The organism is Nocardioides sp., from assembly GCF_016462705.1.
GTDB lineage: Bacteria > Actinomycetota > Actinomycetes > Propionibacteriales > Nocardioidaceae > Nocardioides.
Window position 1 is genome coordinate 20,717 of record NZ_JAEMSS010000006.1, and the last position, 18,825, is coordinate 39,541.

The following is an 18,825-nucleotide window of genomic DNA, read 5'->3' on the forward strand; positions in this document are numbered from 1 at the left end:
ACGGGTGTGACGCAAGTGCAGGGAAGTGCAGGGAACAGTGTGACGCAAGTTCGGCACGTAGTCTCAGGAGTCGTGGCGCGGTATCTGGACATCCATCCCGACAACCCTCAGCAGCGGTTGCTGCAGCAGGTGGTGGACGCGCTCAACGACGACGCCCTCATCGCCTACCCGACCGACTCCGGCTACGCCCTCGGCTCCCGGATCGGCAACCGGGACGGCCGGGACCGGATCCTGCGCATCCGCGGCCTCGACGAGCGGCACCACTTCACGCTGGTGTGCAAGGACTTCTCGCAGCTCGGCCACCTGGTGCGGGTCGACAACGCGGCGTTCCGGGCCATCCGCGCCGCCACACCGGGTCCCTACACGTTCATCCTCCCGGCCCTCCCGGAGGTGCCGAAACGGCTGCTGCACCCCAAGAAGCGCACGGTGGGGGTCCGGATCCCCGACCACCCGCTGGTGCAGGCCCTGGTCGACCTGCTCGGTGAGCCGCTGCTGAGCAGCACCTTGATCCTGCCGGGGGAGACCGAGCCCCGGACGATGGGCTGGGAGATCAAGGAGGAGCTCGACCACGTGGTCGACATCGTGGTCGAGGCCGGCGAGACGCCGGCCCAGCCCACCACGGTCGTGGACTGGTCGGAGGGTGCGCCCGAGGTGGTGCGGGTCGGTGCCGGGGACCCGTCCCGGTTCGAGACCTAGCCGGAGCTCTGAGCCGCGTAGCTGCGACGTACGGCGAGACAGGCCAGGCACAGCCCGTAGCCGACCCCGAGCGCGACGGCGTGCGTCGAGAGCCCCGACACCACGGCCTGGACCAGGCCGTCGTCGGGCTGGGCGATCGCCGCCGGCTTGGCGACGGCGACCAGCACGAACACGCCGGCCATGATCAGCGGCGGGAGCACGCCGACGGTGAAGAAGTCCTCGGGCCGCACGAGCAGGGCGAGGGCGACGCAGACCAGGACGAAGGCCACGTCGAAGAGTCCCGTCACGCGGTCGGCGCGGGCGAGGTCGAGGGCGGCGACCGAGAGCGCGACGGCGAGCCCGAGCGCCACGATCTGGTAGCCGGGTTCGTGTCCCTCTTCCCACAGGGTGCGAGCGTGGCTCACGTTGCTCACCGTAGGTCGGGCCGCGGGTGGCTCGTCGGAGCCGCGCCGTAGGTTGGGCGGGTGCGGATCGCGACCTGGAACGTCAACTCGCTGCGGTCCCGGATCGACCGGGTCGAGCGCTTCTTGGAGCGGCACGACGTCGACGTGCTCGCGGTGCAGGAGACCAAGGCCCGTGAGGACCAGCTCCCGCTCATGGGGCTGCAGTCGCTGGGCTACGAGATCGCCTCGGCCGGCACCAACCAGTGGAACGGCGTCGCGATCATCAGCCGGGTCGGGCTCGAGGACGTGGAGGTGACCTTCCCGGGCCAGCCCGGCTGGGGCGAGCCGGCCGAGCCGGAGTCCCGGGCGATCGCCGCGACCTGCGGCGGCGTCCGCATCTGGTCGCTCTACGTCCCCAACGGCCGCAAGCCCGACGACCCGCACTACGTCTACAAGCTCGACTGGCTGGCTCGGCTGCGCGAGGCGGCTCGGCCCTGGCTGGGCTCCGAGACCGCTCTGGTCGGCGACTGGAACGTCTGCCCGACCGACGACGACGTCTTCGACCCCCAGCAGTTCCGCAGCTCCACCCACGTCACCCCGCCCGAGCGGGCGGCGTTCCAGGCGTTCCTCGACGACGGTTACGCCGACGTCGTACGTCCGCACTGCCCGGGACCCGGGGTGTACACCTACTGGGACTACTACCGCCAGCGCTTCGAGCGCAACCGCGGCCTTCGCATCGACTTCGTGCTCGGATCGCCGTCCTTCGCCGGCCGGGTGACGGGCGCGTTCATCGACCGCGACGAGCGCGACCCTGCGCAGGGCACGGGCTCGCCGTCCGACCACGCGCCGGTCGTCGTGGACCTCGGCTGACCCCCACCCCCTAGCCTCACTGCATGGAGCGGGTCGCGGCGTGGTCGGTGCACGCCTTCACGGCGACCGGCACCGTCTTCGCGCTGCTGATGGTGCACTTCGCCTACCAGGGCGAGGTCCGCACGGTCCTGTGGCTGTTCCTGGCCGCGATGGTGGTCGACGGCACCGACGGGATGCTCGCGCGTCGGTTCCGGGTCAAGGAGGTCGTCCCGCAGCTCGACGGCGCACTGCTGGACAACATCGTCGACTACCTCACCTACGCCTTCGCGCCCATGGTGCTGCTCTGGGAGACCGGCTACCTGCCGGACGACGCGTGGGGCGGTGTCGTCGCCGCCATCCCGCTGGTCGCCTCCTGCTACCAGTTCTGCCGCAGCGACGCGAAGACCGAGGACCACTTCTTCCTGGGCTTCCCGAGCTACTGGAACGTCGTCGCGTTCTACGTCATCGTCTTCGAGCTCGGCCCGGTCGCGACCACGGCGGTGCTGCTCGCGCTGACCGTCCTGATCTTCGTGCCGGTCAAGTACGTCTACCCCTCGCGCACCGAGACGCTCTGGTACACCAACATGGCACTGGCGACGGCGTTCCTGGTGCTGTTCGGAGCGATCACCTCGCAGCTGCCGGACGTGCCGGTCGTGCTCACCGGCCTGTCGCTGGCCTACCTGGCGTACTACGTCGCGATCAGTCTCTGGCTGACCTTGCGTCGTCGCTGACGCGACCGGACCCGGGCGAAGTCGCCCGAAACCGCCCCACGCCCACCAGGCGCGAACGTAGCGTGAGTCCATGACCGACAGGGAGACCACGTCGGCCGTGCCACTCGTGGTGCTCGCCGTCGTCGTGCTCGGGTTGATGGGATATCTCGGGTGGCGGGTGTACGACCGTCCCGTCGACGAGCACAGTGCCAGCCGGGTGGCCGTCCGAGCGACCGACGTCCTCGTGCGCGCCGGGGGCGGCGACCCCACCCTGTGCACGGCGATGCGCGAGGTCTCGGCGCCGGACGCCGCCGACGCCTCGGTGCAGAGGTGCGAGGAGGTGGCGAGCCGGGCCATCGCCGGCGTCGGCCGGCTCGGCCCCCAAGGCCTGCAGGCCACAGACGTCGACGTGGGTCGTCACTCCGGGTCGGTCACGGTCTCCGGGACGCTGCAGACAGGCGGCCCGACCTTTCCGCTCAGGGTCACCTGGCCGGTCGAGCGGGTGGACGACGCCTGGACGGTGTCAGGCGCACCGGACGTGCAGATCGGCTGACCCGCGTCACAGCCACCCGACGCCGGGACCGCGAAGTGCATCCGGCGCGGGTGGGACCTGCCGGGGCACCATCTCCTCGCAGCTGGCCGCGAGCTCTGCGTGACACCGGTCCACCCCGGGCCCGCCGTCCGCGGTGTCGTGCCCGTCCCACCCGATGAGTCGGTCGTTGCCGCCCAGGCCGATCATGACGTCGTCGCCGGACTGTCCGTCGATGCTGTCGGCGCGGGGGGAGCCGCGCAGGACGTCGTCGAAACCCGTGCCGGACCAGCCCTCGAAGTGGCTGAAGTGGAACAGCGCGCGGCCGCGGTACCGAGCCGTGCCGGCGCCGGCGTCGACGAGCACGCCCCGCGTGGCGGAGTCCAGCCACAACGCGTCGGGCCCTGGACCGCCATCGACCCTGGCCCACCCGTCGTTGCCCTCGAAGACGTCGGCCCCGGTCCCCAACCGGACCCGGGCCTTGCTCGGCTCGCCGAACATCACGAGGTCCGAGCCGGGGCCGGTGCTGATCACGCCCTTGCGGCCGAGCCGAGCGACGTCGACGTAGTCGTCGCCGGCTCCGCCGAACACCTTGCCCCGGTTGCTGAAGACCTGGACGAGGTCGTCGCCGCCGCCGAGCCGGACGACGTCGTTGCCTTGCACCCTCTGGAACGTCTCGGGCGCATCCGAACCGACGAACCGGTCCGCGCCGGCGGTACCGCTGTAGGAGGCGATCCGGGCGAAGGCGTCGTCCCCGTTCCCCCGTTCGTGACCTTCGGCCACGCGGATGTCGACGCCGCGTCCGTCGAAGGTCAGGGAGGCCTCCGACTGCTCACCGTCGTAGTAGTCGGTGCCGGCGTCATCGATCATGTAGGTGCGTCCGGTTCCCCCGTAGACGCGGTCGTCGCCGTCGCCAGGCCTGATGAAGGCCTCACCGTCACCGGCGCACACCACGTCGTTCCCGCCGGGATCGTCGTAGGAGTCGTTGCCACCCCCGAGCACGACGACGTCGTCACCGGCCGTGCCTGTCACCTCGTCGTCCCCGTCGCCCAGGACCATCGTGGCCGGCTCGCCTCCGCACGTGGCGGCCGCGGCCGCGACAGCCGGGTCCGGAGTGGCCGGCACGACGAGCAAGCCGGTCGCGAGAGCAAGAGCAGCGGCAGCCCCTGCCCTGGGACGAGTCACCGGCCCAACCCTATGTCTCACCCGCTCCTGACGTGGACAGCCACGCACGCGCGGACGCGTGGCTACGAAGGAATCCATTGGCCTCGCTCGGTGTTGGGCCGTCACCATGATCCGCATGTTCGCTGCTCCCCTCGCGACCTCGTCGCTGCTGGCCGGGCCCTGCCTGTTCCTGGGCCCGTCAGCCGCTGTCGCGCGGGTTCTCGACGCGCGAACCTGACCCTTCCTCGTGAGTCCCCGGACCGCTTCGGGGGAGGGTCGTCAGACCTCGTAGCGGTCCGTCCAGCGGTGTGCGCCCGTACGCCGCCCAGCAGGCACTCACAGAGAGCAGAAGCACAGCCATGGCCAAGCGCCAGTTCGTCCGCACCAAGCCCCACCTCAACATCGGGACCATGGGTCACGTCGACCACGGGAAGACGACCCTGACCGCCGCGATCACCAAGGTGCTCGCCGACGCCGACCCGGCCGCCAACGAGTTCGTGGCGTTCGACGGCATCGACCGCGCGCCCGAGGAGGTCCAGCGCGGGATCACCATCAACATCTCGCACGTGGAGTACGAGACGGCGACCCGCCACTACGCCCACGTCGACATGCCCGGTCACGCCGACTACGTGAAGAACATGATCACCGGCGCGGCGCAGGTCGACGCCGCAATCCTCGTGGTCTCCGCGCAGGACGGCGCGATGCCGCAGACCCGCGAGCACGTGCTGCTCGCGAAGCGGGTCGGCGTGCCCTACCTCGTGGTCGCCATGAACAAGGCGGACACGGTCGAGGACGACGAGCTGCTCGACCTGGTCGAGCTCGAGGTGCGGGAGCTGTTGTCCGAGTACGGCTTCCCCGGCGACGAGGTCCCGGTCGTCCCGGTCTCCGCGCTGGGTGCCCTCGAGGGCGATCCGCGCTGGACGCAGTCGGTGCTCGACCTGCTCGCCGCGGTCGACGACTACGTGCCGCTGCCCGACCGCGCGTTCGGCGACCCGTTCCTGATGCCGATCGAGAACGTGCTCACCATCAGTGGTCGCGGCACGGTCGTGACGGGAGCGGTGGAGCGCGGCGTGCTCGCGGTCGGTGAGCCGGTCGAGGTGGTCGGCCTCGGCGACACGGTCGCCTCGGTGGCCATCGGGATGGAGTCGTTCGGCAAGACGCTGGACGCGGTCCAGGCCGGTGACAACGCGGCGGTGCTGCTGCGCGGCGTACGCCGTGACGAGGTACGACGCGGCCAGGTGCTGGTCGTGCCCGGCTCGGTCACGCCGCACGCCAGGTTCACCGCGAACCTGCATGCGCTCACCGCCGCGGAGGGCGGCCGGCACACGCCGTTCGCCTCGGACTACCAGCCGCAGTTCTACTTCCGCACCACCGACGTGTCGGGTGCGCTCGACCTCGGTGAGGTCGAGCTCGTCTTCCCGGGCGACTCGGTGGAGGTGACCGTCGAGCTCGGCAAGGCGGTGGCGATGGAGCCCGGCCTGGGCTTCGCGGTCCGCGAGGGCAACCGCACCGTCGCCGCAGGCGCGGTGACCGCCGTCCTCGACTGAGCGAACGGGCGGGACCACACAGACCCGCTACCTGGGGAAGGGCGGCCCCGCGACCTGGTCAGTCGCGGGGCCGCTCCTGTCGTTGCTGGGTGGTTGCATGGCGGTATGACTCGTGTGCTGGTGACCGGGGTGCGCGGCAAGACGGGTGTCGCGCTGGCCGAGCTGCTTGCCGCACGTCCGGACGTGGAGGTGCTCGGCGGCAGCAGCGACCCGTCCAGGGTGAGCACGGCCGGGGTGAGGCCCACGGCCTTCTCCTGGGACGACCCGGCCGGGTGGGACGCGGCCATCGCAGGGCTCGATGCGGTCTACGTCGTCCGCCCGGACCGGGCCGACGCGCCGGAGCTCATCGGCGCGCTGGTCACGCGGGTCGCGCCCACGACCCGTCTCGTCCTGCTGTCGGAGCAGGACGCGGACTACGTCGGGCCTGACGGGTGGGCGATCCGCGCCGAGCGCGCGGTGCGGGAGAGCGGGAGGCCGTGGACCGTCCTGCGGCCGAGCTGGTTCATGCAGGTCTTCACCGACCCGCGCTTCTACGGGGGCACGGTCGCCGAGACGGGGATGCTGCCGTTCTCGAGCGGAGGGGCGACCGTCGCCTGGATCGACGCCCGGGACATCGCTGCCGTCGCCGAGCGGGCCCTGTTGGACGAGCAGCACGCTGGGCAGGTCTACGAGCTGACCGGACCGGAGGCACTGACGCTGCCGCGCACGGCCGAGCTGCTGGCACGTGCGACCGGACGCCCGGTCGTGCACCGGGAGACCACCATCGAGGACGAGCTCACCGGCACCGAGGGCTTCATCCGTGAACTGACGGCACTGACGTTCGAGCGTGTGCACGCCGGGAGCTTCGCGACGGTGACCGACGCGGTCCAGCGCGTGACGGGCCGGGCACCAGGGTCGCTGGAGGCGTTCCTGACGAGGTCGTTCTAGGCGCGTCGGGTCCGCCGAACCCGGCTCAGCGCAGGGTCAGGGTGCCCGAGGTGACCGCGGGCCAGTCGAGCGCCGCGTGCTCGGCGACCCGGGCATCGATGGCCTCGGCGACCTCCCGCGGCCAGGGCTCGGTGCCGCGTGGGTCGAGCCGGACGCACAGCCCGATCTCCTCGAACACGGTGGCCACGCGCTGGTGCGTGTCGTCGAGCACGAAGACGAGCGCGTGCAGCGCCCGCTCCGAGCGCCCCAGCAGCCGGACCCGGACCGACATCCGGTCTCCGGTGTGCAGCTCGTGGAGGTAGGTCACGACGTGCTGCGCGGCCAGGCACGCCAGTCCCTCCTTGATCGGCCAGTTGTGCGCGATGCCGAGGTCGACGAGCGACTCGTCGAGGCCCTCGCTGCCGATGCCGAGGTAGTGGCGGACGTTGAGCTGCCCGTTGTTGTCCTCGAACGCGATGGGGACCGGCTGGACGGAGTACGCCGGCAGGCCGGCGAGCTGCTCGTAGGTGGGGTGGTCGGGCATGCGGCCGACCCTAAGGGTCGGCCCTAGACTCGCCCGACGTGGCTCTCACCATCGGCATCGTCGGACTTCCCAACGCGGGCAAGTCGACGCTCTTCAACGCCCTCACCAAGAACGACGTGCTCGCGGCCAACTACCCGTTCGCCACGATCGAGCCCAACGTCGGCGTCGTGGGCGTCCCCGACGAGCGGCTGCCCCGGCTCGCCGAGCTGTTCGGGTCGGCCAAGATCCTGCCCGCGACCGTCGAGTTCGTGGACATCGCCGGCATCGTCCGCGGGGCCTCCGAGGGCGAGGGCCTGGGCAACAAGTTCCTCTCCCACATCCGGGAGTCCTCGGCGATCTGCCAGGTCACCCGGGTCTTCCGCGACGAGGACGTCACCCACGTCGACGGTGAGGTCAACCCCGCCAGCGACATCGAGACGATCCAGACCGAGCTGATCCTGGCCGACCTGCAGACCCTGGAGAAGGCCATCCCGCGGCTGGAGAAGGAGGCCAAGGGCAACAAGTCCCTGGCTTCGACGGTCGACGCGGCCAAGGCCGCGCAGGCGGCGCTGGACGGTGGTACGCCGGTCATCGCCACCGACATCGACCGCTCGCTGATCCGGGAGCTGTCCCTGCTCACGGCGAAGCCGTTCATCTACGTGTTCAACTGCGACGCCGACGAGCTCGCCGACGAGGACCTCAAGGCCCGGATGCAGGCCCTGGTCGCTCCCGCCGAGGCGATCTTCCTCGACGCGAAGTTCGAGTCCGAGCTCGTCGAGCTCGGCGACGACGACGAGGCCCGCGCGATGCTCGCCGAGATGGGCGTGGAGGAGCCCGGCCTCGACGTGCTCGCCCGGGTCGGGTTCGACACCCTCGGCCTGCAGACCTACCTGACCGCGGGCCCCAAGGAGACGCGGGCCTGGACGATCAAGAAGGGCGCCACCGCCCCCGAGGCCGCCGGCGTCATCCACACCGACTTCCAGCGCGGCTTCATCAAGGCCGAGGTCGTCTCCTTCGACGAGCTGGTCGCGCTCGGGTCCATGCAGAAGGCCAAGGAGGCCGGCAAGGTCCGCATGGAGGGCAAGGACTACGTGATGGCCGACGGGGACGTCGTGGAGTTCAGGTTCAACGTCTGAGTCCAGCGGTCACTCCGAGACGCTGAGCGTCCGTCCGACCCACTCCTCCCGCGAGAGGGCGTCCGCCATCGCCCTGGCCACCTGCCGCCGCGACACCTTCCAGGCCGGCACGGTGTCGTCGGTCCGGACCGTCGCGGGGACCGGCCGCTCCTCGTCGTGCAGCACGACGGGGCGGATGATCGTCCAGTCGAGGTCGCTCGCCCGCACGGTCGCCTCCTGCACCTCGTGGTCGGTCACCTGCGGACGGATCGCGAGGGAGAAGAACGCCTTCAGCGCCAGCGGCATCCGGCGGTAGGTGTCGCCGATGCCGTACGTCGACTGCACGAGCAACCGGCGTACGCCGGTCTCCGTCATCGCCCGCACCACGTTGGCCGTCCCGGCCGAACGCACGTCCAGCCGGGAGCTGGCTCGACGGGTCAGCCGCACCCGGAACGGGTTGTCCGGGATGCCCAGGGTCACGACCACGGCGTCCTGCCCGGCGACCGCCTTCGTCACCGCGTCGGCGTCGAGCACGTCGCCCGCGACGTAGCTCACTCCGTCGACGTCCCCGTCCGCGCTGCGCGCGAACGCCGTCACCACGTGACCCCGCTGCGCGAGCTCGCTCACCAGCTCCGCGCCCGTTCCCCGGCTCGCACCCACCACCAGAACCCTCATGTCTGTCTCCTTCGGTCGCTCCGGGCCGTTTCCCGGAGGTACCGTCAGCGTCGCTCCGAAGTGCTGGACGATCAATGCCCGTTCAACCGAGGATGTTGCTCAATCGTCCAGACTGAGGCACAGTGGGCGCTGTGACCCATGACGTCCTGTCCGAGACGCTGGACGACTTCGGCATGAGCGGCGTGTTCTACGCGGCATCGGAGATGGCTGCGCCGTGGGGCATCGGGATCCCGCCGATGCCCGGGACCATGATCTTCCACCTGGTCACCCGGGGGGCCGCGGTGATCGAGGTCGCCGGCCAGCTGGCCGAGCTCCGGCCCGGCGACGTCATGCTGGTGCCGCACGGCGCAGGGCATTCCGTCCTCGACGCCGCGGGCAGCGTCGCGACACCGTTGTTCGACCTGCCGCGCGAGGAGCTGGGGGAGCGCTACGAGCGCATCCGGCTGGACGGCCCCGGAGAGGTCACCGAGCTGCTCTGCGGCGCCGTGCGCTTCTCCGGCCTCGGGGTCACCCGTCTCGTCGAGTCGCTGCCGCCGATCCTGGTCGCCGCCCCCGACGACGCGGCCTGGATGCGAGCCTCCTTCGGCCTGATCGCCGACGAGTCCCGCAACCCGCGCCCGGGCAGCGACGTGGTCACCGCCCGGCTCGCCGACGTGCTCGTCATCCAGGCGATCCGCGCCTGGCTGGCGTCGAGCACGCCCGACCGGGGGTGGGTGGCCGGACTGCGCGACCCGCAGCTGGGCCGGGCCCTGGCGGCGTTCCACGGCGCGCCCGGTGACGACTGGAGCCTCGAGTCGCTGGCCCGGGTGGCCGGGGTGTCCCGTTCGGGCTTCGCCGCGCGCTTCTCCGAGCTCATGGGCGAGCCGCCGATGACCTACGTGACGTCCTGGCGGATGGCGCTGGCCGCCCGGCTCGTCCGGGAGGAGCGGCTGCCGCTCGCGCGGGTGGCCGACCGGGTGGGCTATCGGTCCGAAGCCGCCTTCAACCGGGCCTTCCGGCGAGCGCACGGCGTCACGCCGGGCGTGTTCGCCCGGCGTGACGAGGCGCCGTGGGACGTGCTCAGCCTGTCACCGTCCTGACGATCTCGAGCTGGCGCACCAGGAACGCCCCGTCGTCGCGCTTCTTGCGGCGCAGCCACGTGGTCACCTCGGTGTTGCACTTGCTGGCGTTGCACGGCCCGCAGGCAGGCACCACGTTGGCGAGCGTGTAGCGGCCGCCGCGCGAGATCGGCAGCATGCAGTCCTTCTGCAGCGCCGCGCCGTCGCCGCCGCAGTAGGCGCAGCCCCCCCAGGCCTCCATCAGCGCGAACCACTGCGCCTCGGTCAGGTCGTGGTCGACCGCGGCCATCCGGCGCTTGCGCCGACGTGCGTACGTCGCGGCGCGGGTCCGGGAGGCCACCTGGTCAGGCTAGACGGTCTTTGGGCCCGGAGGCCGGGACCTTCGTCGCTGGGAGCGGCGTCGACTGCGTGCTGAGGTGGACACGCGCCCCCTCGGCGCAGTCCAGAAGAGAGGCTGACGATGAAGGTCCACGTCCACACCGACCGCAACCTCGTGATCGACGCCGAGCTCGAGGCCCGCATCGCGTCGAACGCCGCCGCGGCGCTGGCGAAGTTCGGCCCGAGGATCATCCGCGTCGACCTGCACCTGACCGACCAGAGCGCCGGCCGGAAGAGCGGACCGCACGTCCGCTGCCGCGCCGAGGCGCATCCGTCCGGGCTGCCCCCGGTGACCGTCACGCACGACGCGCCCGACGCCAAGGCGGCGCTGGACGGTGCCGTCGCGGACCTCGGCTCGGCGCTCGGCCAGACCCTCTCCCGGATCGTCGACAAGAGCCGCCGCCAGGCCGCCCGGCGCCCCTGACCTGATCTGCCCCGGTCACTAGTCCGAACACCAAGCCGACCCTGGGGGCGGTTCACCCTGGCGACCCCTGCCGAAACTTGGTCGTCCGGGCTTCAATGGGCAGATGTGGTCCGGGGGGGCCCGCAGGCGGAGGGGCGTGCGGCCAGTGCGAGTCGTGCTCGGCGCGCTCGCACTCGGCGTCGTCATGGTCGCCGGGATCGGCTCGTTCGGGGCGGGCAGCGACGAGCCACGGCTGGTGTGGTCCGACGAGTTCGACGGCCGGGCCGGAGAGCTGCCCGACGGGCGCAAGTGGAACCTGGAGACGATCGGCCAGACCTCCGGCAACGGCGAGCTGCAGTGCTACACCGACGTACCCGACAACGCGGCCACCGACGGCAACGGGCACCTGGTGATCACCGCGCACCGGGACCCCGGCCACTACTGCACCGACGGGTCGCAGAACGACTACACCTCGGCGCGCCTCAACACCATCGACAAGCACGTCTGGAAGCACGGTGGGTTCGAGATCCGCGCCAAGGTGCCCGACGGGGTGGGCACCTGGCCGGCGTTCTGGGCGGTCGGCGAGGACTACCCGGAGGTCGGGTGGCCCGAGTCCGGGGAGCTGGACGTGATGGAGGTGATCGGCGCCGACATCACCAACCTCATCGGCACCGTCCACTTCCCCGACGAGCAGGGGGAGCGGGTCTTCCTCCAGGCCTCGACGGACCTCCCGGCCCCCTTGAGCGAGGACTTCCACGTCTACGCGATGGAGTGGGACGAGGACGCCATCGTCTGGTCCCTGGACGGCGAGGAGTACGGCCGCGTGACCCGGACCGAGGTCGAGGAGCTCGGCGACTGGGTGCTGGACGACGAGTTCTACCTGATCCTCAACCTGGCGATCGGCGGTGTGTACGGCGGCCCGGTCGGTGCGGACACCGTCTTCCCCCAGGAGTTCGTCGTGGACTACGTGCGGGTCTACCGGTAGCGCGGGACCTCACCGGAACCACGACCGCCTCATCGCGTAGACCCAGCGTCGCCGGGGGTGCTCGGTCACCGACCAGAGCAGGTCGCTGGAGGGCCACCAGGCGACGTCCTCGGGCCCCATGGGCGTCGCCCAGCGGTGCCGCCGCCAGGCGCCCGGACGTCCGACGTGGACCGACCCCGGCACCCACGGACCGGTCGAGGCCGTCAGGTACCAGGTCTCGCCGACGATCGCCGCGCCCTGGGTGCGAACCGCCCCCTCGTCGTCGAGGACGAGCGGTCGGCTGACCCCGTCCTCACCGGACGCCAGGAACAGGGTCTCCGGGTCGAGCGGGAAGCGGGCCAGCCGGCGGGTCTGCCGGCTGTTGCCGTACTCGCCCGCGACGAGCTGCGGAGGGTCGGTCCTGCGGTCCAGCGACAGGAACGAGTAGCGGAGCCGCTCGACACCCTCGCCGGTCACGGCGCGGTAGGAGAACCGGACCGGCAGCACGTACCGGTAGCCGAACGACGCGACGTGAGCGTCCTCGACGCCGAGCCGGTCCGTCGGCGACGCACTGTCGGGCAGCCGGAGGATGTCGTCGAGCCGGCAGGTGATCACGCCTCGCGCGGTCGCGGCGATGTGCAGGTAGGGCCCGCACCACACGAGCCCACCCGCGTGCACCTTCAGTGGCTCCAGCCCGAGGACGCCGCCGGACAGCGTGGGGACGACGAGCAGGACGTGCCGGTACCGGCGGCTGTCGAGGTCCAGGAACGTGACCCGGACCCCTTGGCCGTCCTTGGCGTACCAGGAGACCACCACCAGCCGCCGGCCCTCGACGTCCTCGGTCTCGGAGGCGTCCGCCGAGGTCGAGATCCCCTGGGGCCACCACCTCGGGTCCCGGCGGTCGGCGGCGTCCCAGGCGTAGGCCCGGTGCACCGCCCGGCCGAGCCCTCGCGCCAGGAGCGACCGCCGGGCCCGGCGGTCGAGGTCCTGGAGCACGGTCGGCAGGCCGGCCCGTCCGCCGGTGCGAGCGGCGAGGGCCTCGATCTCGTCGACGTTCTCGTCGGTGCGGACGAGGTGGATCCCCGGCACCTCGGTCACGGCCTCCACCCTACGATCGAGCACGTGACCGAGACCCCCGCGCAGCGCCTGCTGCTGGTGCACGCCCATCCGGACGACGAGTCGATCGGTCAGGGCGCCACGATGGCCAAGTACGCCGCCGAGGGCCGCGGCGTGACGCTGGTGACCTGCACCGCCGGGGAGATGGGCGAGATCCTCGTCCCCGAGCTCCAGCACCTGGCGGCCGACCAGGAGGACGGCCTCGGAGAGCACCGCCGCGGCGAGATCGCCGATGCGCTCAAGGAGCTGGGCGTCACCGACCACCGGTGGCTCGGCGGCTTCCAGCACTACCGGGACTCGGGGATGAAGTGGCACGAGGACGGTCACGCGGTCGCCGCCGACGAGGTGCACGACAACGCGTTCTGGCACGCGGACCTGACCGAGGCGGCCGACCACCTCGTCGCGATCATCCGCGAGGTGCGGCCGCAGGTCCTGGTCACCTACGACCAGTTCGGCGGCTACGGGCACCCCGACCACATCCAGGCGCACCGGGTCGCCATGTACGCCGCCCAGCTTGCCGCGGTCCCGTCCTACCGCGGCGACCTCGGCGAGCCGTGGGACATCGCCAAGATCTACTGGGGTGCCATGTCGGAGAGCCGGATGCGGGAGGGGCTGCGCCTGCTGCGCGAGTCGGGGGACACGACGTCGTTCGAGGGGATGGACCCCGACGGGCCACTCCCGCCCTTCATCACTGCGGACGAGAACCTCGCCTGTGCCGTCGACGCCCAGGACTTCGTCGAGCACAAGATGGCCGCCATGCGCGCCTACCCCACGCAGATCCAGACCGACGGGCCGTTCTTCGCCCTGTCCAACAACGTGGGCAGCACCGCCTGGGGGATCGAGTTCTACCGGATCGCGAAGGGCCGGCTGGGTGAGCTCGGCCCCGACGGCCTCGAGACCGACCTCTTCGCCGGCCTCCCGGCCTGAGCACCGGCCCGGTGCGCGTCCTGACGGCGGTGCTGCTGCTCGCCGCCGGCGCGGTCACCGGTGTGGCCGCCGTCGCGGTGCACCAGCGGTGGTGGGGCCTCACCCTGGCTGCGGTCGCGGTCGCGGCCACCGTGCTGACGCTGCCTGGTGGCTGGTGGTCCCGCCTGCCGTTCTCCCTGGGGTTCGCCGCCGTGCTGGGCCTGGCCATCACGCCCCGACCGGAGGGCGACTACCTGGTGCCCGGCAACGTGCGCGGCTACGTCCTGCTCGCCGTGGGCATCCTGGCGGTCCTCATCGCGGTCGCGACGCTGCCGCGCCCGGGGCGGCTACCTAGGATGAGCCCGTGACCGGGGTTGCGGGAGAGTCGACGGGCGAGCTGTTGCCCGTACCTGACGGGTCCGCACAGCCGGGCAAGCCCAAGAAGGAGCGCGAGGGCGGGCGCCTCGTGCTGTTCGTCGTGCTGCTGCTCGCCGTGCTCCTGGCCGGGGGCTACGTGGCGGCGTACGCCGTGGCCGGCGACAAGGTCCCGCGCGGCACGACGGTGGCCGGTGTCGCGATCGGCGGCAAGACCCCGCAGGCGGCGGCCCAGGCGCTCGAGGACGGGCTGGCCGACCGGGTCGCCGAGCCGGTGCTGGTCGCGGTCGGCAGCGAGAGCCGGGAGCTCGCTCCCGCCGAGCTGGGGCTGAGCGTCGACTACGTCGCGTCGGTCAGTGAGGCCGGCGGTCAGCGGACCTGGGACCCGCAGCGGCTGTGGGACTACTACACCGGCGGCGAGGACCTCGACCCGGTCGTCCGGCTGGACGAGGGCAAGCTCGAGCGGGTCCTCGACGACCTCGACGCGGCCTATGGCACGAAGGCCAAGAACGGCGCCATCTCCTTCGACACCGGCCGAGCCGTGGTGACCGAGCCCCAGGTCGGCCAGGCCCTGGACAAGGAGGGCGCCGCCGACCTCTTCCGGGAGGCCTGGCTCGCCGACGTGGAGCAGGCCGCGGTGACCCTGCGGCTCGACGACATCGCGCCCGGCATCGACTCCGCCGACGTCCAGCAGGCGATGGACACCTTCGCCAACCCGGCACTGTCAGGCCCGGTGACCCTCGTCTTCGGCGGGTCACCCGTCGAGCTGTCGCCGCGTGACTACGCGCCGGCGCTGCGGCTCAAGCCGGTCGACGGCACGCTGGTGCCGGCCCTGAAGAAGAAGGCGATCACCGCCCTGGTCGACGCGGGGATCACGAGCGAGGCCCCGGTCGACGCGACCGTCGCCCTGGTCAACGGCAAGCCCAAGGTCATCCCGGCCAAGCCCGGCGTGAGCTACGAGCCGGAGGCCGTCACCGACCTGTTCCTCGACCTGGTGCAGCAGCCCGAGGGGTCCCGTTCCGCGGAGGTCGAGGCCACCGTCGCCGAGCCGGAGTTCACGACCAAGGACGCCAAGGCGCTGAAGATCAAGGAGCAGGTCTCCACCTTCACCACCTACTACCCGCCGGCCGAGTACCGCGACATCAACATCGGCCGGGCCGCGGAGCTGATCACCGGCACCGTCCTCAAGCCGGGGGAGACGTTCTCGCTCAACGACACGGTCGGGGAGCGGACCGAGGCGAACGGGTTCACCACGGGCTTCGTCATCCAGAACGGCATCTTCAAGGAGGACCTCGGCGGCGGCGTCTCCCAGATGGCCACCACGACGTTCAACGCCGCCTACTTCGCCGGCCTCGAGGACGTCGAGCACAAGGCGCACTCGGTCTACATCGACCGCTACCCGGTGGGCCGCGAGGCGACCGTCGCCTGGGGTGCGGTCGACCTGCGGTTCGCCAACAACACGCCCTACGGCATCCTCATCGACGCCGTGGTCATCCCCAGCGCCGGGCGCTCGCAGGGCACGGTGACCGTGACCATGTACTCCACGAAGTACTGGGACATCACCAGCTCCACGGGCGACCGCTACAACTTCACCTCGCCCGGGACCCAGACCATGTCGGGCCCCGACTGCGTGCCCAACCAGGGCTACGGCGGCTTCGACATCGACGTCAAGCGCTACATCCGCCGGGTCGGCGACCCCACCCTCCTCGAGACCGAGAACCTCTTCACGCGCTACATCCCCTCGGACACGGTGATCTGCAAGCCGTGACCCGGGATCCCGACGGCGCTGGTGGCCGTCGGACCCTCGTGCGCCTAGGTGTCGCGACCGCCCTCCTGCTCGTCGCGGCTGCCGGGTGCGGTGACGACCCGCCCCCGGCGGACCCCGCTCCGGCGACCCCGGGCGGCGACCTCGGCGAGGGCTGGCAGCGGCTGGAGGACGCGCCACTGGCCGGCCGGACCGGGGCGAGCGTGGTGGGCGTCGGCACCCGGGCCTACGTCTTCGGCGGGTGGGAGTTCCTGTGCCCACCCAACGCCGACTGCGCCGGCCCGACCGAGCCCCCCTTCGCCGACGGCGCCGTCCTGGACCTGGAGACGGGGGAGTGGGAGCCGATGTCGGACGCGCCCCACGGGCTGGCCTACTCCTCGACGGCGGTGCTCGACGGTGACATCTACGTCGTGACCACGTGTGCCGGTGTCGCCGACTGCTACGGCCGTCCCGAGCTCCTGCGGTACGACACGACCGGCGACACCTGGACCGAGCTCGGAAGGATGCCCCGAGGGATCGGCAGCTCGCTCGTGGCGACGGACCACGGCCTGGTCGCGTTGTCGGGCACCTACGAGAACGGCCGCGAGGCCGAAGCGCTCTTCGACGAGGAGACGGCCACCTGGGACCCGTTGCCGGACGCGCCGTTGCCGAGGACGTACGACCGGTTCGCCGTCCCGGACGGTGACCGGCTCCTGGTCTTCGGCTCGCCCGCGCTCGAGCCGGACGAGGAGTCGTCGACGAAGGTGGCGGCGGCGTACGACTTCGGGACCGGCTCGTGGACCGGTCTCCCGTCGGCGCCCGGGCCCGGCTACCAGGTGTGGCCGGCCGGGGACCGGGCCTTCCTCAACCCGCACTTCAGCGAGGACGGCGGGGGCGTGCTCGACCTGCGGAGCGGCACCTGGGGCCCGTTCCCCGCCGGTCCCGACGACCCGGAGTGGCGTGGCGACATGGCAGGTCTGGTCACGGCGCAGGGTGCGACCTACGAGTACGCCGATGGCTGGGTCCTCGACGCCCGCGACGACACGTGGCTCGAGGTCCCTCCCCGTGGCGGGGAGGTCTACGACGAGTCGGTCGCTGCAGCCGGGCAGGCACTGGTGGTCTTCGGCGGCCAGGTCTGGGAGGGCGGCGACGGGCGGCTCCTCGCCGAGACGTGGGTCTGGCGGCCGCCCGTCGACTAACTGGCACGATCGCCGGCATGGAAGCCGCGCGCGCGACCTCCTTCGGAGGCTGGGCCGAGGAGTACGACGCCTGGCGTCCGAGCTATCCCGACGCGGCGGTCGACTGGCTGGTGCCGCCGGGTGCCTCGCAGGTCGTCGAGGTCGGGGCCGGCCTGGTGGCGCGGGCGTGCGCGGCGTCAGGAGCGGCAACCGCGCCCCTCACCTTCGACGCCCTGTGCGTGCGCTGGTACCCGGACGGCTAGGGCGCCGCCAGATAGCGGTACCGGTGGTGCGGGACGAACCCGAGCCCGTCGTAGAGCGAGAAGGCGCGGGTGTTGTCGCCCAGCACCTGGAGGTACGCCGTCGTGGCACCGCGCTCCGCGCCCCACTCGAGCAGCTCGGCCATGACCAGCAGTCCGAGACCACGTCCGCGCTCGGCGGGGTCGACCTCGATGCCGCGGAAGCCGACCCAGTCCTCGTCGTACGCCGCGACGCCGGACGCCACGAGGCGGCCCTCGGGCGTCCGCACGGACGCCGTGACCAGGCGGTCGTCACCCTCGAGAGAGACGTCGACCCCGGCCGGCACGGCCCGCGGGAGGGACCGCCTGGCCTGGGCGACGGAGACGATCTCGAAGACCGTGTCCGCGTCGTGGCTCTCCAGCACCCAGCCGTGCGAGCGGAACAGGTCGTCCTCGGCGGAGCCGGGCAGGACCGCCGCGATCGGCCGCTGACCGTGGCCCTCGTAGAACGCGACCACGGACTCGTAGTCGCCGGGGACACCGGACGGAGCCATGGCCAGGACCGAGTTGGCCCGGCGCGCGGTCGACTCCGCGGACCGGCGCAGCAGCCAGGAGCCGAGCGCCTCGGTCTCCAGGCCTGGCCAGAGCGCCAGGGCGCGCACCTGTGCGGCCTGGGGTTCGACCCGGAGCCGTAGCGAGGGTCGCGGGGGGACCGGTTTGCCGGACACGATGTCGGCGATCGGGACGCGCACCGGCTCCAGCCCTGGTGCGGAGTCGGGCTGCACGACACACACGCCGTCGCCCCAGGAGAGACAGGTACCGAGCAGGTCGGTCATCGCGGGGCCGCCCGTCGGCCCCCGCTCCCCGGGCAGGACCCGGCGCACCACGATCCGCACGCCGACGACATGCGGGCCCAACCCCTGGGCTACCTGCTCGCCGGACACGCCGGGATACTAGGCTGGGTCCGCTCTCGGGGCCCGCTCCGCGCTCGACATCTTCGTCTCTCCAGGAGGACCAGATGACTTACGTCATCGCCCAGCCGTGCGTCGACCTCAAGGACCGCGCGTGCGTCGACGAGTGTCCGGTCGACTGCATCTACGAGGGCAAGCGGATGCTCTACATCCACCCCGACGAGTGCGTCGACTGCGGTGCGTGCGAGCCGGTCTGCCCGGTGGAGGCGATCTTCTACGAGGACGACACCCCGGAGCAGTGGAAGGACTACTACGACGCCAACGTCCACTTCTTCGACGACCTCGGCTCGCCCGGCGGCGCGGCGAAGATGGGTGAGATCGACAAGGACCACCCGCTCGTGGCGGCGCTGCCGCCCCAAGAGCACGACGAGTAGTCCGGCATCGACGGCAAGCCAG

At 71.7% G+C, this 18,825-nt stretch carries 23 protein-coding genes; 16 read left to right on the top strand and 7 right to left on the bottom strand.

Annotated elements, in window-relative coordinates:
- Positions 1-72: 72 nt before the first annotated feature.
- Positions 73-696 carry an L-threonylcarbamoyladenylate synthase gene (locus JHD21_RS01455; protein ID WP_292671067.1) on the top strand — a complete coding sequence of 208 codons (624 nt, stop codon included), beginning with the start codon at positions 73-75 and terminating at the stop codon, positions 694-696.
- Here the strand turns inward: JHD21_RS01455 and JHD21_RS01460 are convergent.
- Positions 693-1,100, bottom strand: a complete 408-nt coding sequence (locus tag JHD21_RS01460) for a DUF6542 domain-containing protein (RefSeq protein ID WP_292671069.1) — start codon at positions 1,098-1,100, stop codon at positions 693-695. The two genes, JHD21_RS01455 and JHD21_RS01460, sit on opposite strands and share 4 nt — an antisense overlap.
- A 60-nt stretch (positions 1,101-1,160) precedes the next feature.
- Here JHD21_RS01460 and JHD21_RS01465 point away from each other — a divergent pair, with 60 nt between their 5' ends.
- The 3 genes from JHD21_RS01465 (at position 1,161) to JHD21_RS01475 (ending at position 3,191) form a co-directional block, all read left to right on the top strand.
- A complete protein-coding gene (locus tag JHD21_RS01465) occupies positions 1,161-1,949 on the top strand; it encodes an exodeoxyribonuclease III (protein WP_292671070.1) in 789 nt (262 codons plus the stop codon).
- A gap of 23 nt (positions 1,950-1,972) precedes the next feature.
- Complete coding sequence (locus JHD21_RS01470) at positions 1,973-2,659, top strand: CDP-alcohol phosphatidyltransferase family protein (protein ID WP_292671071.1); 687 nt, start codon at positions 1,973-1,975, stop codon at positions 2,657-2,659.
- A 70-nt stretch (positions 2,660-2,729) separates the two neighbouring features.
- Positions 2,730-3,191 (top strand): hypothetical protein, encoded by a 462-nt coding sequence (locus JHD21_RS01475; RefSeq protein ID WP_292671073.1) that lies wholly within the window; start codon positions 2,730-2,732, stop codon positions 3,189-3,191.
- Positions 3,192-3,197: 6 nt separating this feature from the next.
- Here JHD21_RS01475 and JHD21_RS01480 read toward each other — a convergent pair whose 3' ends face one another.
- The gene (locus tag JHD21_RS01480; protein ID WP_292671074.1) at positions 3,198-4,352 is read right to left on the bottom strand and encodes a calcium-binding protein; all 1,155 of its coding nucleotides are present in this window, start codon (positions 4,350-4,352) and stop codon (positions 3,198-3,200) included.
- Between the two features lie 338 nt (positions 4,353-4,690).
- Between JHD21_RS01480 and tuf the strand changes: the two genes are divergently transcribed.
- Positions 4,691-5,878 (top strand): elongation factor Tu, encoded by a 1,188-nt coding sequence (tuf, locus tag JHD21_RS01485; protein WP_292671076.1) that lies wholly within the window; start codon positions 4,691-4,693, stop codon positions 5,876-5,878.
- Positions 5,879-5,983: 105 nt separating this feature from the next.
- The gene (locus JHD21_RS01490) at positions 5,984-6,805 is read left to right on the top strand and encodes an NAD(P)H-binding protein (RefSeq protein ID WP_292671077.1); all 822 of its coding nucleotides are present in this window, start codon (positions 5,984-5,986) and stop codon (positions 6,803-6,805) included.
- 25 nt (positions 6,806-6,830) lie between these two features.
- Here the strand turns inward: JHD21_RS01490 and JHD21_RS01495 are convergent, their stop codons facing one another.
- A complete protein-coding gene (locus tag JHD21_RS01495; protein WP_292671078.1) occupies positions 6,831-7,328 on the bottom strand; it encodes a thioesterase family protein in 498 nt (165 codons plus the stop codon).
- Positions 7,329-7,366: 38 nt separating this feature from the next.
- Between JHD21_RS01495 and ychF the strand changes: the two genes are divergently transcribed.
- Complete coding sequence (gene ychF, locus JHD21_RS01500; protein WP_292671079.1) at positions 7,367-8,443, top strand: redox-regulated ATPase YchF; 1,077 nt, start codon at positions 7,367-7,369, stop codon at positions 8,441-8,443.
- Positions 8,444-8,452: 9 nt separating this feature from the next.
- Here ychF and JHD21_RS01505 read toward each other — a convergent pair whose 3' ends face one another.
- Positions 8,453-9,097 carry an NAD(P)-binding oxidoreductase gene (locus JHD21_RS01505; protein ID WP_292671080.1) on the bottom strand — a complete coding sequence of 215 codons (645 nt, stop codon included), beginning with the start codon at positions 9,095-9,097 and terminating at the stop codon, positions 8,453-8,455.
- 131 nt (positions 9,098-9,228) lie between these two features.
- Between JHD21_RS01505 and JHD21_RS01510 the strand changes: the two genes are divergently transcribed.
- Positions 9,229-10,176 (top strand): AraC family transcriptional regulator, encoded by a 948-nt coding sequence (locus tag JHD21_RS01510; protein WP_292671082.1) that lies wholly within the window; start codon positions 9,229-9,231, stop codon positions 10,174-10,176.
- Here JHD21_RS01510 and JHD21_RS01515 read toward each other — a convergent pair.
- Positions 10,157-10,495 carry an HNH endonuclease signature motif containing protein gene (locus tag JHD21_RS01515; RefSeq protein WP_292671083.1) on the bottom strand — a complete coding sequence of 113 codons (339 nt, stop codon included), beginning with the start codon at positions 10,493-10,495 and terminating at the stop codon, positions 10,157-10,159. The genes JHD21_RS01510 and JHD21_RS01515 overlap by 20 nt on opposite strands.
- A gap of 120 nt (positions 10,496-10,615) precedes the next feature.
- Between JHD21_RS01515 and JHD21_RS01520 the strand changes: the two genes are divergently transcribed.
- Both JHD21_RS01520 and JHD21_RS01525 read left to right on the top strand, forming a co-directional pair.
- Entirely contained in the window at positions 10,616-10,957 is a 342-nt protein-coding gene (locus JHD21_RS01520) for an HPF/RaiA family ribosome-associated protein (RefSeq protein WP_292671084.1), read from the top strand.
- Positions 10,958-11,093: 136 nt separating this feature from the next.
- Positions 11,094-11,921 (top strand): glycoside hydrolase family 16 protein, encoded by an 828-nt coding sequence (locus JHD21_RS01525; RefSeq protein WP_292671085.1) that lies wholly within the window; start codon positions 11,094-11,096, stop codon positions 11,919-11,921.
- Positions 11,922-11,930: 9 nt separating this feature from the next.
- Here the strand turns inward: JHD21_RS01525 and JHD21_RS01530 are convergent, their stop codons facing one another.
- Positions 11,931-12,998, bottom strand: coding sequence for a hypothetical protein (locus JHD21_RS01530; RefSeq protein WP_292671087.1), 1,068 nt, complete (start codon positions 12,996-12,998; stop codon positions 11,931-11,933).
- Between the two features lie 24 nt (positions 12,999-13,022).
- Here JHD21_RS01530 and mshB point away from each other — a divergent pair, with 24 nt between their 5' ends.
- Genes mshB through JHD21_RS01555 form a run of 5 tightly spaced genes read left to right on the top strand, consistent with a single transcriptional unit; the run spans position 13,023 to position 17,482 of the window.
- The gene (gene mshB / locus JHD21_RS01535) at positions 13,023-13,943 is read left to right on the top strand and encodes an N-acetyl-1-D-myo-inositol-2-amino-2-deoxy-alpha-D-glucopyranoside deacetylase (protein ID WP_292671088.1); all 921 of its coding nucleotides are present in this window, start codon (positions 13,023-13,025) and stop codon (positions 13,941-13,943) included.
- An 11-nt stretch (positions 13,944-13,954) separates the two neighbouring features.
- Positions 13,955-14,290 (top strand): hypothetical protein, encoded by a 336-nt coding sequence (locus JHD21_RS01540; RefSeq protein ID WP_292671090.1) that lies wholly within the window; start codon positions 13,955-13,957, stop codon positions 14,288-14,290.
- A complete protein-coding gene (locus tag JHD21_RS01545; protein ID WP_292671092.1) occupies positions 14,287-16,065 on the top strand; it encodes a VanW family protein in 1,779 nt (592 codons plus the stop codon). The genes JHD21_RS01540 and JHD21_RS01545 overlap by 4 nt, the downstream gene beginning before the upstream one ends.
- Entirely contained in the window at positions 16,062-17,240 is a 1,179-nt protein-coding gene (locus JHD21_RS01550) for a hypothetical protein (RefSeq protein ID WP_292671093.1), read from the top strand. Before JHD21_RS01545 ends, JHD21_RS01550 begins: the two co-directional genes overlap by 4 nt.
- A gap of 17 nt (positions 17,241-17,257) precedes the next feature.
- Complete coding sequence (locus JHD21_RS01555) at positions 17,258-17,482, top strand: hypothetical protein (RefSeq protein WP_292671094.1); 225 nt, start codon at positions 17,258-17,260, stop codon at positions 17,480-17,482.
- Here the strand turns inward: JHD21_RS01555 and JHD21_RS01560 are convergent.
- Complete coding sequence (locus JHD21_RS01560) at positions 17,479-18,402, bottom strand: GNAT family N-acetyltransferase (RefSeq protein ID WP_292671096.1); 924 nt, start codon at positions 18,400-18,402, stop codon at positions 17,479-17,481. The genes JHD21_RS01555 and JHD21_RS01560 overlap by 4 nt on opposite strands.
- A gap of 74 nt (positions 18,403-18,476) precedes the next feature.
- Here JHD21_RS01560 and fdxA point away from each other — a divergent pair, with 74 nt between their 5' ends.
- Positions 18,477-18,803: a ferredoxin gene (gene fdxA, locus JHD21_RS01565; RefSeq protein ID WP_292671098.1), complete on the top strand. Its 327-nt coding sequence runs from the start codon at positions 18,477-18,479 to the stop codon at positions 18,801-18,803.
- Positions 18,804-18,825: the final 22 nt, after the last annotated feature.

Excerpts from the sequence above, each read along its gene's own strand:
- JHD21_RS01490 (WP_292671077.1), top strand. The coding sequence starts at position 5,984 with ATGACTCGTGTGCTGGTGACCGGGGTGCGCGGCAAGACGGGTGTCGCG.
- JHD21_RS01520 (WP_292671084.1), top strand. The coding sequence starts at position 10,616 with ATGAAGGTCCACGTCCACACCGACCGCAACCTCGTGATCGACGCCGAG.
- tuf (WP_292671076.1), top strand. The coding sequence starts at position 4,691 with ATGGCCAAGCGCCAGTTCGTCCGCACCAAGCCCCACCTCAACATCGGG.
- JHD21_RS01505 (WP_292671080.1), bottom strand. The coding sequence starts at position 9,097 with ATGAGGGTTCTGGTGGTGGGTGCGAGCCGGGGAACGGGCGCGGAGCTG.
- JHD21_RS01495 (WP_292671078.1), bottom strand. The coding sequence starts at position 7,328 with ATGCCCGACCACCCCACCTACGAGCAGCTCGCCGGCCTGCCGGCGTAC.
- fdxA (WP_292671098.1), top strand. The coding sequence starts at position 18,477 with ATGACTTACGTCATCGCCCAGCCGTGCGTCGACCTCAAGGACCGCGCG.
- JHD21_RS01475 (WP_292671073.1), top strand. The coding sequence starts at position 2,730 with ATGACCGACAGGGAGACCACGTCGGCCGTGCCACTCGTGGTGCTCGCC.
- JHD21_RS01470 (WP_292671071.1), top strand. The coding sequence starts at position 1,973 with ATGGAGCGGGTCGCGGCGTGGTCGGTGCACGCCTTCACGGCGACCGGC.
- JHD21_RS01555 (WP_292671094.1), top strand. The coding sequence starts at position 17,258 with ATGGAAGCCGCGCGCGCGACCTCCTTCGGAGGCTGGGCCGAGGAGTAC.